This window comes from Streptomyces sp. NPDC096136, assembly GCF_044763325.1.
Classification (GTDB): domain Bacteria; phylum Actinomycetota; class Actinomycetes; order Streptomycetales; family Streptomycetaceae; genus Streptomyces.
The window spans coordinates 154,485-167,937 of record NZ_JBIWFZ010000010.1 but is presented as its reverse complement, the minus strand read 5'-3'; the positions used below and the strand labels follow the sequence as shown (position 1 = coordinate 167,937).

General features: G+C 74.9%; 10 protein-coding genes. 5 read left to right on the top strand and 5 right to left on the bottom strand.

The window, feature by feature from the left end:
* Positions 1–59: 59 nt before the first annotated feature.
* Together ACIRBY_RS22065 and ACIRBY_RS22060 are read right to left on the bottom strand one after the other, a co-directional pair.
* Positions 60–995 (bottom strand): EamA family transporter, encoded by a 936-nt coding sequence (locus ACIRBY_RS22065; protein WP_403902661.1) that lies wholly within the window; start codon positions 993–995, stop codon positions 60–62.
* A gap of 47 nt (positions 996–1,042) precedes the next feature.
* Positions 1,043–4,012: an FAD-binding and (Fe-S)-binding domain-containing protein gene (locus tag ACIRBY_RS22060; protein WP_403902658.1), complete on the bottom strand. Its 2,970-nt coding sequence runs from the start codon at positions 4,010–4,012 to the stop codon at positions 1,043–1,045.
* A gap of 149 nt (positions 4,013–4,161) precedes the next feature.
* On the opposite strand from ACIRBY_RS22060, the gene serC reads away from it, so the two are divergent.
* From serC to ACIRBY_RS22045, 3 genes are all read left to right on the top strand, one after another.
* Positions 4,162–5,280 (top strand): phosphoserine transaminase, encoded by a 1,119-nt coding sequence (gene serC / locus ACIRBY_RS22055; protein ID WP_403902655.1) that lies wholly within the window; start codon positions 4,162–4,164, stop codon positions 5,278–5,280.
* A gap of 297 nt (positions 5,281–5,577) precedes the next feature.
* Positions 5,578–6,099, top strand: coding sequence for a hypothetical protein (locus ACIRBY_RS22050; RefSeq protein ID WP_403902652.1), 522 nt, complete (start codon positions 5,578–5,580; stop codon positions 6,097–6,099).
* A gap of 143 nt (positions 6,100–6,242) precedes the next feature.
* The gene (locus tag ACIRBY_RS22045) at positions 6,243–9,338 is read left to right on the top strand and encodes a sacsin N-terminal ATP-binding-like domain-containing protein (RefSeq protein ID WP_403902900.1); all 3,096 of its coding nucleotides are present in this window, start codon (positions 6,243–6,245) and stop codon (positions 9,336–9,338) included.
* Positions 9,339–9,413: 75 nt separating this feature from the next.
* Here ACIRBY_RS22045 and ACIRBY_RS22040 read toward each other — a convergent pair whose 3' ends face one another.
* Positions 9,414–10,772 (bottom strand): MFS transporter, encoded by a 1,359-nt coding sequence (locus tag ACIRBY_RS22040; RefSeq protein WP_403902649.1) that lies wholly within the window; start codon positions 10,770–10,772, stop codon positions 9,414–9,416.
* Positions 10,773–10,797: 25 nt separating this feature from the next.
* Positions 10,798–11,235 carry a MarR family winged helix-turn-helix transcriptional regulator gene (locus ACIRBY_RS22035; protein ID WP_042820695.1) on the bottom strand — a complete coding sequence of 146 codons (438 nt, stop codon included), beginning with the start codon at positions 11,233–11,235 and terminating at the stop codon, positions 10,798–10,800.
* A 158-nt stretch (positions 11,236–11,393) separates the two neighbouring features.
* On the opposite strand from ACIRBY_RS22035, the gene ACIRBY_RS22030 reads away from it, so the two are divergent.
* Positions 11,394–11,576, top strand: coding sequence for a hypothetical protein (locus tag ACIRBY_RS22030; protein ID WP_007265601.1), 183 nt, complete (start codon positions 11,394–11,396; stop codon positions 11,574–11,576).
* Here ACIRBY_RS22030 and ACIRBY_RS22025 read toward each other — a convergent pair.
* On the bottom strand, positions 11,569–12,996 hold the full coding sequence (locus tag ACIRBY_RS22025; RefSeq protein WP_403902645.1) for an NCS2 family permease: 1,428 nt from the start codon (positions 12,994–12,996) through the stop codon (positions 11,569–11,571). The genes ACIRBY_RS22030 and ACIRBY_RS22025 overlap by 8 nt on opposite strands.
* Before the next feature lie 139 nt (positions 12,997–13,135).
* Between ACIRBY_RS22025 and ACIRBY_RS22020 the strand changes: the two genes are divergently transcribed.
* Positions 13,136–13,429 (top strand): DUF2530 domain-containing protein, encoded by a 294-nt coding sequence (locus ACIRBY_RS22020; protein ID WP_403902642.1) that lies wholly within the window; start codon positions 13,136–13,138, stop codon positions 13,427–13,429.
* Positions 13,430–13,453: the final 24 nt, after the last annotated feature.

Genomic DNA, 13,453 nt, shown 5'->3' with positions numbered 1-13,453 from the left:
TAGCCCCCGGGCGGGGGGCGGTGCCGGCCGGCCATTCGCCTCCGCCCGGCCCCCGGGCGTCAGTTCCGCTTCTGGGCGCGTACCGCGCCCATGCTGGCCGCGATGACCAGGGCTATCGCCAGGGCGTCCAGCGGGGACATGGCCTGGTGGAGGACCAGGAAGCCGGCCGTGGCGGCGATCGCCGGTTCCAGGCTCATCAGGATCGCGAACGTCGGGGCCGGGAGGCGGCGGAGTGCGAGGAGTTCCAGGGTGTAGGGGAGCACCGAGGAGAGGACCGCCACGCCGAGCCCCAGGGCCAGGGTGCTCGGGACCAGGAGGTCGGAGCCCGCCTCCACCACGCCCAGCGGGAGCGAGATGACCGCGGCCACCGCCATCGCCAGGGCCAGGCCGTCGGCCTGCGGGAAGCGGCGGCCGGTGCGGGCGCTGAAGACGATGTACGCCGCCCACATCGCGCCCGCGCCGACCGCGAAGGCCGCGCCGAGCGGGTCCAGGGCGCCGAAGCCGAAGCCTCCGCCGCCGTGGCCGGACAGGAGGACCACGCCCCCCAGAGCCAGGCCGGCCCACAGGAGGTTCACGAGGCGGCGGGAGACGAGGACCGAGAGGGCCAGGGGGCCCAGGACCTCCAGGGTGACCGCCGGGCCGAGGGGGATGCGGTCGATGGCCTGGTAGAAGAGGCCGTTCATGCCCGCCATGGCCACGCCGAAGGCGACGACCGTGCCCCAGTCGGCGCGCGTGTAGCCCCGCACCTTGGGCCGGCAGACGGCCAGGAGTACCAGCGCGGCGGCCGCGAGGCGCAGCGTGACCACGCCGGCCGCACCCGCCCTCGGCATGATCATGACCGCGAGGGCGGCACCGAACTGCACCGAGACCCCGGCCGCGACGACGAGTGCCACCGGGCCGAAGCGGCCGCCGCCCTTGGGTACGGGGGTGGATCCGGAGGCGGCGGGCCGGGACGGGGCGGGGGTGGTCGCGGGGGACGGGGAGGGTGCGGGCATTTATCCAGATTAAGGGGTGGGTAAGGGTCGTGCGCGCGTGTTCTGGCTTACATGGAACCCCGGCCCGGGTCCTGCTCCGGGGGGAGGGCCTCGGCGAGGAGTTCCACCAGGTGGCGGGCGCGGTGGTCGGAGAGCTGGGCGATCTGGGTGCGGCAGGAGAAGCCGTCCGCCAGCACGGCGGTTCCCGGGCCGGCGGCGCGCAGGGACGGCAGGAGCTGTTCCTCCGCGCAGGCGACGGAGACGGCGTGGTGGCCGGGTTCGAAGCCGAAGTTGCCCGCGAGGCCGCAGCAGCCGCCGCTGAGCTCGCCGGTGAGGCCGGCGCGGTCGCGGAGCCGCCGGTCGGCGGCGTCGCCGAGGACGGCGTGCTGGTGGCAGTGGGTCTGGCCCGCGACCGGCCGGTCCAGGCGGGGCGGGGTCCAGTGGGGTGCGTACTCCTCCAGGGTCTCGGCGAAGGTGCGGACCGCTGCCGCGAGGCGGTGGGCGCGGGGGTCGTCGGGGAGGAGGGCGGGGAGGTCGCCGCGCAGGGCCGCGGCGCAGCTGGGTTCCAGGACGAGGACGGGGCCCTCCGCCTCCCCCAGGGCGTCCAGGGTGCGGCGCAGGACCTTGCGGGCGCGGGTGAGGCGGCCGGTGGAGACGTAGGTCAGGGCGCAGCACACGGAGCCGTCGGGCACGGTGACGGGAAGCCCGGCGGCCGCCAGCACGCGCAGGGCCGCGCGGGCGGTGTCGGGGGACAGGTGGTTCGTGAAGGTGTCCGGCCACAGGGTCACCCGGGGCGGCGCCGCCCCCGGCGCCGCCGGGCAGGCGGCGGGCGGCGCGACCGGGGCCGTGGCCGGCGCCGGCCACGGCGCCGGCGGGGGCACGGCCTCGGCCGGGGGCGGAACCGCAGCCCCCTCCGGGGCCGGGGGCGGCGTCGGCGCCGGGGACGGGGCCTGAGCCGGCGGCACAGCCGGTGAGGTTGACGGCGCCCGAGCCGCAGCCCCCGCCGAGCCCGAGCCCGGCGCCCGGTCCCGGGCCCCGGCCGCCGACCGGCGGCCGACGCGGTCGGGTGGGCCCGGGCGGAGCCGGCGGCGGCCGGTGAACGGGGTCGGGGCCACCTCCGGGAGGGCTCGCTCCCGGGCCAGCCCCGGTACCCGCAGGAGCCGTCCCGCCGCGTTGACCAGCCGGGCGGCCCGCAGGGCGGCGATCAGGCGGAGCCAGGCCGGGAGGCCGCCCAGGAGGTAGTGGGACAGGGGGCGCGGGCGGCCCTTCCAGTGGCGGTGCAGGAACTCGGACTTGTAGGCGGCCATGTCCACGCCCACCGGGCAGTCGCTGAGGCAGCCCTTGCAGCCGAGGCAGAGGTCGAGCGCCTCGGCCACCTCCGCGGAGCGCCACCCGTCGCGGACGACCTCGCCGGCGAGCATCTCGTGCAGCAGCCGCGCGCGCCCCCGCGTGGAGTGCCGTTCCTCGCCCGTGGCCCGGTACGACGGGCACATCACCCCCGCCCCGCCGGTCTCCCGCGACCGGCACTTGGCGACGCCGACGCAGCGGGCCACCTCCCGGGCCAGCGGGGCGGAGGGCGGCAGGACGGCGAAGCGGAGGTTGTCGTCCAGGCGGGCCGGGCGGACGAGTACGCCGGGGTTCATGCCGCCCGCCGGGTCCCAGACGTCCCTGACGGCGCCGAAGAGCCCGATCACCTCGGGGGCGTACATGCGCGGCAGCAGTTCGGCGCGGGCCTGGCCGTCGCCGTGCTCGCCCGACAGGGAGCCCCCGTGGGCGACGACCAGGTCGGCCAGTTCGGAGGAGAAGGAGCGGAAGCGGGCGATCCCGGGCCGTGACACCAGGTCGAAGTCGATCCGGACGTGGACGCAGCCCTCCCCGAAGTGCCCGTACGGGGTCCCGCTCAGCCCGTGCCGGGCCAGCAGGGCGCGGAACTCGCGCAGGTACGCGCCCAGCCGGGCCGGGGGCACGGCGCAGTCCTCCCAGCCGGGCCAGGCCATCCGGCCGTCGGGCAGCCGGGTCGCGGTGCCGGCGGCGTCCTCGCGGATCCGCCACAGCGCCCGCTGCCCGGCCGGGTCCGCGACGACCACCGCGTCGAGGGCGTCGGCGGCCCGTACGAGGTCGCGTGCCGCCCCCTCGTCCCAGGTCTCGACGAAGAGCCAGGCCCCTCCCGCGGGCAGCCCGGCGGCGCCCCGGACCAGGTCCTGGGCCATGCCCTCCACGGTCAGCGGCCGGTACGGGAGCAGCCCGGCCGCGGCGTCGGCGGCGGCGCTCTCGTCGGGGTAGCCGAGCACCGCGAGGGCGGGTGCGGGCGGGAGTTCCACGAGGCGGACGACCGCCTCGGTGACCACGCCGAGGGTGCCCTCGCTGCCGCAGAAGGCCTGGGCGACGCGCGTGCCCCGTTCGGGGAGCAGCCGGTCGAGGCCGCCGTAGCCGGAGATCCGGCGCGAGAACCCCCCGTCCGGCCCTGCGCCCGGCCCCCCTCCCAGTCCGGTGCGCAGGACCGCGAGGTTCCCCGCGACGAGGTCCCGCAGCCCGGGCGGGGCGCCGGTCCAGCCCTCCCCGAGCCGGTACCCGGCGCCCCCGTACGCGGTCACCGACAGCTCGGCGACGTTGTCGGCGGTGGTCCCCCAGGCGACGGAGTGGGCTCCGCAGGCGTTGTTGCCGATCATGCCGCCGAGGGTGCAGCGGGAGTGCGTGGAGGGGTCCGGGCCGAAGGTCAGCCCGTACGGGCGCACCGCTTCGCGGAGCCGGTCGAGGACCAGTCCGGGCTGGACGACGGCGGTGCGGGCGTCCGGGTCCACCGCGACGAGGGCGTCCATGTGCCGGGTGAGGTCGAGGACCACGCCGGTGCCGGTGGCCTGCCCGGCGATGGAGGTGCCGCCGCCGCGGGGCACGACGGGGACGCCGGCGGCGGCGCACACGCGCAGCGCGGCCGCCACGTCCTCGGCGTCGCGCGGGGCGACGACGCCGACCGGCACGCGCCGGTAGTTGGAGGCGTCCATGGTCGCCAGGGCCCGTGCGGCGGCCCCGAAATCCACCTCCCCGCGCACCTCGGCCCGCAATGTCCGCTCGAGATCCCCTGGAGACGTCACGGACACACCCTCCCATCACCCGCGTATCACCCGCCCGTGTCTCACCGGGTGGACGCGGCTCCAACGGCCGGTCCGGGACCCGATACGCTCCGCTCGTGGCTGAGATCCAGATTCCCGCTGACATCAAGCCCGCCGACGGACGCTTCGGCGCGGGCCCCTCCAAGGTGCGGACCGAGGCGCTGGACGCCCTCGCCGCCACCGGTAACTCCCTGCTCGGTACCTCGCACCGCCAGGCCCCGGTCAAGAACCTGGTCGGCTCGGTGCGCCAGGGCCTCCGGGACCTCTTCTCCCTCCCCGAGGGCTACGAGGTGATCCTGGGCAACGGCGGCTCCACCGCCTTCTGGGACATCGCGACCGCCGGTCTCATCGAGCGGAAGTCCCAGCACCTGACCTTCGGCGAGTTCTCGTCCAAGTTCGCCAAGGCCGCGAAGCTCGCGCCGTGGCTGGACGAGCCGTCCGTCATCTCCTCCGAGCCGGGCACGCACCCCGAGCCGGTGGCGGAGGCGGGCGTGGACGTGTACGCGTACACGCACAACGAGACCTCGACGGGTGTCGCGGCGCCGATCAAGCGCGTCGCGGGCGCCGACGCCGGGTCGCTGGTCCTGGTGGACGCGACCTCGGGTGCGGGCGGTCTGCCGGTGGACATCACCGAGACCGACGTCTACTACTTCGCCCCGCAGAAGTCCTTCGCCTCGGACGGCGGCCTGTGGCTGGCCGCGTTCTCCCCGGCCGCCCTGGAGCGCGCCGCCCGCGTGCACGCGTCGGGCCGGCACATCCCGGAGTTCTTCTCCCTGCCGACGGCGATCGACAACTCGCTGAAGAACCAGACGTACAACACCCCGGCGCTGGCCACCCTCTTCCTGCTGGACCAGCAGCTGGAGTGGATGAACGGCCAGGGCGGCCTGGAGTTCACGACCTCGCGTACGGCGGCCAGCGCGCGCAACCTGTACGGCTGGGCGGAGGCGTCGAAGTACGCGAGCCCGTTCGTGCAGGACGCCGACAAGCGCTCGGCGGTCATCGGCACGATCGACTTCGACGACGAGATCGACGCGGCGGCCGTGGCGAAGGTGCTGCGCGCCAACGGCATCGTGGACACCGAGCCGTACCGCAAGCTGGGCCGCAACCAGCTGCGCATCGCGATGTTCCCGGCGATCGACCCGGCGGACGTGCAGGCGCTGACGGCGTGCGTCGACTACGTGATCGAGCACCTCTGATCCCCGTCGCCGCCCGCTGATGCGCGTGGAGCCCCCGGTGCCGTCCCGGCGCCGGGGGCTCCTCCCGTTCGGCGGCGAGTGCGTCCGCCCGGGTGCCGGGACCTTGGTCCTGAAAATGCGGGCGAAGAGCATGCGAACCGGCCCCCCGTGGAGGGGGTGCGGCCTGCGGGTTCCCGGCCCGGGACCTTCGGCAGGGGGGCTGTCCGGGGTTCGGAGCCCTCGCAACCAAGGCGGCAGAATGTCCCTCATGTCTGGTGTGTCGGGAAAACCCCGGCAGTCCGTCCAGGAGGAGACCCCATGCGCAACGCACGCACCGTACGCACCCTCGCGTCGATAGCCCTCGTCTCGACGCTGGCCGTCGCCGGCGGAACCGCCACCACCGCCTTCGCCGCCGAGGCCGCGTCCCCCTCCGCGAGCGCCCCCGCCGCCAGGGCGTCCGTGGCGGTCCCCAGCTCGCCCGTGAAGCCCGGGGACGCGGTCAGCGTCACCGTCAGGGCCCCCGCCGGCTCGAAGCACCTGACCGTGTCCTCGGCCGCCCTCGGCGCCGTCACCCTCACCCCCGGCCGGGACGGCACCACCTGGACCGGCACCGCCACCGTCGCGCGGGTCGGGGACGGAGCCCACGGCGTCGTCCTCACCGGATCCGGCCCCGACGCTGCCAGGCTCCGGGCCACCGCGCGGCTGACCGTCAGGGACGCCGCCCCCGCGCCCAAGGCGACCCCCGCCCCCTCGGCCCTCCGGCCGTCCACCGACTCCGGCAGCCCGGGCGACGAGGTCGTCATCACCGTGAGCACCGGCCGGGCCCCCGCCGGAGCCTGAGTCCACCCCGCCGACGTCGTCCTGTTCGCCCACCTCACGGGCGAGGCACGGTCGGCCACGCGATACCTTCACAGCAGGACGTGGAGGCAGCACAGCGTGGAGGCAGCGGCGTGAACGTGCGAGTGACGGCGGCCCAGAGCGGCATGGACCCCTTCAGTACCGCCCGGCTGCGGCGCGCGGTACTCGACGCGTGGGCGGCCGGGCCCGCCCGGTTCCGCGAGGACGCCAACGCCGAGGAGGACCTGGCGCTCGGCGGCTACCGCGACCGGCTCGTCGTCGAGCTGGCGCAGAACGCCTCCGACGCCGCCGCCCGCGGCCGCGTGCCCGGCCGGCTGCGGCTCACGCTGCACCCCGCCGCCCCCGGCGAGGGCGGCCACGGCGTCCTGGCCGTCGCCAACACCGGTGCCCCGCTGGACGCGACGGGCGTGGAGTCGCTCAGCACCCTGCGCGCCTCCGCCAAGCGGGAGGGCGCCTCCTCCGCCGACACCGTCGGGCGGTTCGGCGTCGGCTTCGCGGCCGTCCTGGCCGTCTCCGACGAGCCGGCGGTGCTCGGCCGGCACGGCGGCGTCCGCTGGTCCCTCGCCGAGGCCCGCGAAATGGCCCGGGAGGCCGCCCACTTCAGCCCCGGACTCGGCGACGAACTGCGCCGCCGCGACGGCCACGTGCCGCTGCTGCGCCTGCCGCTGCCCGCCGAGGGCACCGCCCCCGACGGGTACGACACCGTCGTCGTCCTCCCGCTGCGCGACGCCGCCGCCCAAGACCTCGCCGAACGCCTCCTGCACGGCGTCGACGACGCCCTCCTGCTCACCCTCCCCGGGCTGACCGAGGTGGTCGTGGACACCCCGTCCAGCGGCACCCGCACCCTCTACCGGCACACCGACGGCCCGTACACCGTCATCGAGGACTCCGCCTCGGGCACCCACCGCTGGCGCACCGTCCGCCACAACGGCCCCATCGCGCGCGAACTCCTCGCCGACCGGCCCGTCGAGGAGCGGCTGCGGCCCACCTGGAGCGTCACCTGGGCCGCCCCCGTCGACGCCGACGGCGCCCCCGAACGCCCCCGCACCGCGCCCTTCGTCCACGCGCCCACCCCCACCGACGAGCCCCTCGGCATCCCGGCCCTGCTCATCGCCTCCCTGCCGATGGACACCTCCCGCCGCCACCACGCGCCCGGCCCGCTGGCCGACTTCCTGGTGGAGCGCGCCGCCGACGCCTACGCCGAACTCCTCGCCGCCTGGGACCCGGTGACCCCCGCCCTGGTGGACCTCGTCCCCGGCCCGCTCGGCAAGGGCGAGCTCGACGGCGCCCTGCGCGCCGCCGTCCTGCGGCGGCTGCCCCGCACCGGCTTCCTCGCCCCGGCCGTCCCCTCCGAGGAGCTGGCCCGGCTGCGCCCCTTCGAGGCCGAGGTCGTCGAGGGCGCCGGCGCCGACACCGTACGGGTCCTCGCGGAGGTCCTCCCGACCCTGCTGCCCGCCGGGCTGGAGCGGCGGCCCGAACTGCGCACCCTGGGCGTGGGCCGGCTCCCGCTGGGCGAGGCCATCGAGCGGATCGCGGGCATCGAGCACACCCCGCAGTGGTGGCACAGCCTCTACGACACCCTCGCCGGGGTGGACCCGGACCGGCTGTCGGGGCTGCCCGTGCCCCTCGCCGACGGCCGTACCGCGATCGGCCCGCGCCACCTCCTGCTGCCGGGCCCGGACACCCCGGCCGACCTGGCCCGGCTGGGGCTGAAGGTGGCCCACCCGGACGCCGCGCACCCGCTGCTGGAGAAGCTGGGCGCCCTGCCCGCCACCGCCCGCGCCGTCCTGACGACCCCGCAGATCCGGGCCGCGGTGGCCGGCTCGCTGGACGCGGGCGAGGTCTGGGACGAGGACTCCGACGCCCCCGACGCCGAAGAGCTCGCCGAGATCGTGCTGGCCCTGGTCCGCGACGCCGGCCTGGCCCCGGGCGACGAGCCCTGGCTGGGCGCGCTGGCGCTGCCGGACGAGGACGGTGAACCGACCCCGGCCGGGGAGCTGCTCCTCGCCGGGAGCCCCCTCGCGTCCGTGGTCCGCGAGGACGAGATCGCCTGCCTGGACGCCGAGCTGGCCGCCCGCTGGGACGCGGACACGCTGGCCGCCTGCGGGGTGCTGACCACCTTCCAGCTGGTCCGCGCCACCGACGTGGTCCTCGACCCGGACGAGCTGGAGCCCCGCGAGGGCGACTACGCCGAGCCGGACGACGCGGGGCTGCTGGACGCCGTCGACGTGTGGTGCGAGGACCTCCTCGACCAGTTCCCCGACTCCCCCGTGCCGCCGGTGGCCACCGAGCTGATCGCCGTGCGGGACCTCGACCTCGTCGACGACGACCGCTGGCCCCAGGCCCTGGCGATGCTCGCGCAGCCCCCGCTGCGGGACGCGCTGACCCAGCCGGTGCGGGTGCTGCTCCCGGACGGCACCACCCGGTCGGTGCGCCCGTACACCGCGTGGTGGCTGCGCGACCACCCGGTGCTCGACGGCCGCCGCCCGGCGGGGCTGCGCGCGGCGGGCGGGGACCCGCTGCTGGCGGGCCTTTACACCCCGGCGGACGCGACGGGCTTCGAAGACGAGCAGGTCCTGCGGGCGCTGGGCGTGCGCACCTCGGTGCGCGCCCTGCTGGAGGAGCCGGGCGGCGCGGCCGAGCTGCTGGGCCGCCTGGCGGACCCGGACCGCGAGGTGTCGGGCCGGCAGCTGCACGGGCTGTACGGGGCCCTGGCGGACCTGGACCCGGAGCAGGTGACGCTCCCGGACGAGCTGCGGGCGGTGGTGGACGGGGAGGTCGTCGTGGTGGACGCGGCCGACGCGGTCGTCTGCGACGCCCCCGACCTGCTGCCGTTGACGGAGGGCCTGCCACTGCTGCCGGTGGCGCCGTCGCGGGCGGCGGACCTGGCGGAGCTGTTCCAGGTGCGGAGGCTGTCGGAGTCGGTCCCGGCGGAGGTGACCACGCCTGGAGAGGTGCACGAGGTGCCGGAGTCCGTACGGGTGCTGCTGGGCCCCGCGACCCCGGAGACGTACGTGGAGCACGGGGACCTGGTGGCGGGCGGCACGGAGCTGGACTGGCGGCTGACCCCGGACGGCGTCCTGCACGCGGCGACGCTGGAGGGCGTGGCGGCGGGCCTGGCCTGGGCGGCGTCCCAGTGGCCGCGCCGCTTCGAGGTCGCGGCCCTCCTGGAGGACCCGTCCCGCACGGCGGAGCTCGCGCGGGACAGGTGGTTCGACTAGGAAGCCCCCCCCTCCGGGGGGCGGCCCCGTCGCCGGCCGGGCGGTCCGGCCGGCGCGACGGGGCGCGGCCCCGGGTTACGCCGCCGGGGCCAGTTCGCGCGGCGGGGTCGCCGGGACGAAGGTGAGGCCGTGGCGGCCGAGGCGCAGGCGGAGGTTGCCGACGCGGCGCAGGATCAGGCCCACGGCCACCGCCGCCGCCAGGGAGACCGCGCCGCCCGCGGCCATGCCGAGGCGGGCTCCGTAGGTGTCGGTGATCCAGCCGACCAGCGGGGCGCCCACGGGGGTGCCGCCGGTGAAGACCATCATGTAGAGGGCCATCACCCGGCCCCGCATCTCGGGGTCGGTGGCCATCTGCACGCTGGAGTTGGCCACGACGTTGACGGTCAGGCCGAACATGCCCACCGGCACCAGCAGGGCCGCGAACAGCCAGTAGCCGGGCGCGAAGGCCGTCACCAGCAGGAGGACGGAGAACAGGACCGCCGCCGTCACCAGCAGCCGCAGGCGGGTGCTGCCGCGGCGGGCGGCGAGCAGGGCGCCCGCCAGGGAGCCGGCCGCGATCAGGGTGTTGAACACGCCGTAGGTGCCCGCGTCCCCGTGGAAGACGTCGTCGACGAAGGCCGACAGCCAGATCGGGAAGTTGAAGCCGAAGGTGCCGATGAAGCCGACCAGGACGATCGGCCAGACCAGCTCGGGACGGCCCGCGACGTAGCGCAGGCCCTCGCGCAGCTGCCCCTTGGCACGCGGCTGCGGCTCGACCCGGTACAGCTCGCGGGTGCGCATCAGCAGCAGCGCGGCGATCGGCGCCGCGAAGGACAGCCCGTTCAGCAGGAAGGCCCAGCCGGAGCCGACGGCGGTGATGAGCACGCCGGCGATCGCCGGGCCGACCAGCCGCGCGGACTGGAAGTTCGCGGAGTTCAGGCTGACGGCGTTGGCCACCTGCGCGGGGCCGACCATCTCGGAGACGAAGGTCTGCCGGGCCGGGTTGTCCACGACGGTGACGAGGCCGAGCAGGAACGCGGCGAGGTAGACGTGCCACACCTGGACGTTCCCGGCCAGGGTGAGCGCGGCGAGCGCGACGCCGGTGAGGCCCATCGCGACCTGGGTGGCGATCAGCAGCGGCCGCTTGGGCAGCCGGTCCGCGAGGACGCCTCCGTAGAGGCCGAACAGCAGCATCGGCAGGAACTGCAGGGCGATGGTCACGCCGACGGCGGACGCCGAGCCGGTCAGGGAGAGGACCAGCCAGTCCTGCGCGATGCGCTGCATCCAGGTGCCCGTGTTCGAGACGACCTGGCCCGCGGCGAAGAGCCGGTAGTTCCGGATCTTCAGTGAGCTGAACATCGAGTTCGAGCGGGTGCCCGGTCCTCTGTTCCCGCTCGGGGTCTGGGGGGTGGGTATGTGGCCGGGTGCGGAGTTCCCTCCGGTTCCCGTACTCAAAAGCGTTCGCCTCCTGGCGTCGTTCCTAGAGGTGCGCGAGCTTCTCCAGGACGGGTGCGGCCGCGCGGAGCTTGGCCCATTCGTCCTCGGTGAGCTCGGCGGCGAGCCCGGCCAGGAAGGCGTTGCGCTTGCGGCGGCTCTCTTCGAGCATCGCCTCGGCCTCCTCCGTCTGGCTGACCACCTTCTGGCGGCGGTCGTCGGGGTGCGGTTCCAGCCTGACCAGTCCCTTGGCCTCCAGCAACGCGACGATGCGGGTCATCGACGGCGGCTGGACGTGCTCCTTGCGGGCGAGCTCACCGGGCGTGGCCTGGCCACAGCGGGCGAGGGTGCCGAGCACCGACATCTCGGTCGGGCTCAGCGATTCGTCGACGCGCTGGTGCTTCAGGCGCCGGCCCAGCCGCATCACGGCGGAGCGGAGGTCGTTCACGGCGGCAGCGTCGTCGCCATGGGAGAGGTCTGGCATGTACTTAGAATAACTCATTACTCTGGCTAACGAACACAGGGGGTGACGGACGGGGCGGTGGAGGGGCCCGGAGAACCGATCCGGCCGCATCACTCGTACGGGTGAGTCCGGCGGGGAAAGGGGCGCACGCGCGCACCCTGTGGCCCGACCCTTTCGGCATGGGGACTCATGTGCTGAGCATGCGCATAGACGGGGAGCTGCTGGAGCGGCTGAGGCACCACGCCGCCAAACGCGGAATGAGCGTCCAGGACTATGTCGTCCGGACGCTCATTCGCGATGACTTCGACGAGCGGTTCAAGGCCGCCGTCGACGAGACGGAGAAGTTCTACGGGCTTACGTGAGGCCCAGGGCCGGCATCGCGTAGTAGAAGACGAAGACCGCCGAGACGGCGTACATGGCCGCCGGCACCTCGCGGCCCCGGCCCGTCGCCAGGCGCAGCACGCAGAAGCTGATGAAGCCGATGCCGATGCCGTTGGTGATCGAGTAGGTGAACGGCATCATCACCATGGCCATGAAGGCCGGGACGGCGACGGTGAAGTCGCTCCAGTCGATGTCCTTGATCGAGCCGGCCAGGATCAGGAAGCCGACCACCACGAGCGCGGGGGTGGCCGCCTGCGAGGGGACCATGGTGGCGAGCGGGGTCAGGAAGAGGGAGACCGCGAAGAGGCCGCCGGTGACGATGTTGGCCAGGCCCGTCCGGGCGCCCTCGCCGACGCCCGCGGTGGACTCGACGAAGCAGGTGGTGGCGGAGGACGAGGTGGCGCCGCCCGCGGCGACGGCGAGGCCGTCGACGAGCAGGACCCGGTTGATGCCGGGGAAGGTGCCGTCCGGCTTCGTCAGCTTGGCCTCGTCGCCGACGCCGAGGATGGTGCCCATCGCGTCGAAGAAGCAGGACAGCAGCACGGTGAAGACGAACAGGACGCCGGTGAGCACCCCGACCTTGCCGAAGCCGCCGAAGAGGCTGACCTGACCGACGAGCCCGAAGTCGGGCGCGGCCACCGGGTTGCCCGGCCAGGCCGGCACGGTCAGGCCCCAGGCGGTGTCCGGCAGGTCCGTGGCGAGCTGCACCGCGACCGCGACGACGGTCATGGTCACGATGGAGATCAGGATCGCGCCGGGCACCTTGCGGATCAGCAGCACGAAGGTGAGGAGCACGCCGGCGATGAAGACCAGGACCGGCCAGCCGTGCAGGTGGCCGTTGCCGCCCAGCTGGAGCGGGACGGTGGTGTGCGCGAGGTCCGGGATGCGGGTGACGAAGCCGGAGTCCACCAGGCCGATCAGCATGATGAACAGGCCGATGCCGATCGCGATGCCCTTGCGCAGGCTCAGCGGGACGGCGTTCATGACCCGCTCGCGCAGACCCGTGGCGACCAGCAGCATCACGACGAAGCCGGCCAGGACCACCATGCCCATGGCGTCGGGCCAGCTCATGCGCGGGGCCAGCTGGAGGGCGACGACGGTGTTGACGCCGAGGCCGGCGGCCAGCGCGATCGGGACGTTGCCGATGACACCCATGAGGAGGGTGGTGAAGGCCGCGGTCAGGACGGTGGCGGTGACGAGCTGGCCGCCGTCGAGCTGGTGCCCGTACATGTCCTTGGCGCTGCCGAGGATGATCGGGTTCAGCACGATGATGTAGGCCATCGCGAAGAAGGTCGCCAGGCCGCCCCGGACCTCGCGGCCCACGGTCGAGCCGCGTTCCGAGATCTTGAAGAAGCGGTCCAGGCCGCTGGTAGGGGCCGCGGCGGGTGCCGAGGTGCTCATGCGGTCCTCAAACTGGTCGAATTAGTGGTTCCTACGAAGGAATCCGGCCGTAGGCAAACCGTTTCAGTATGAACACACCAGCCGGGGCCAGTCCATCTCCGCGCGTAGACCCCGAAATCGGCCACCTAGACTGGTTCCCATGGCGAAGTGGACACCTACGCACGAGGCGCCCGAGCCCCTGGAGGGGCCGGTTGTCGCCACCATCACCGGCGGCACGATCCTCTGGTTCGCCATGTTCCTCGTCCAGCTGCCCTTCTACGGCTGGTTCGCGGACCGGGACCTGCTGTGGTGGGTGTGGACCTGCGCGGCCGGCGGCGGGCTCGGACTGATCGGCGTCTGGTACGTCCGCGGCCGCGACGCCGCCCTCAAGCGCCACGCCGCAGAGCAGGCTGAGCAGGCGGAGCAGGCCGCGGGGGGCGAGCAGCCGCGGTAGCGGCCGCGACCGGGGGCCGTACGG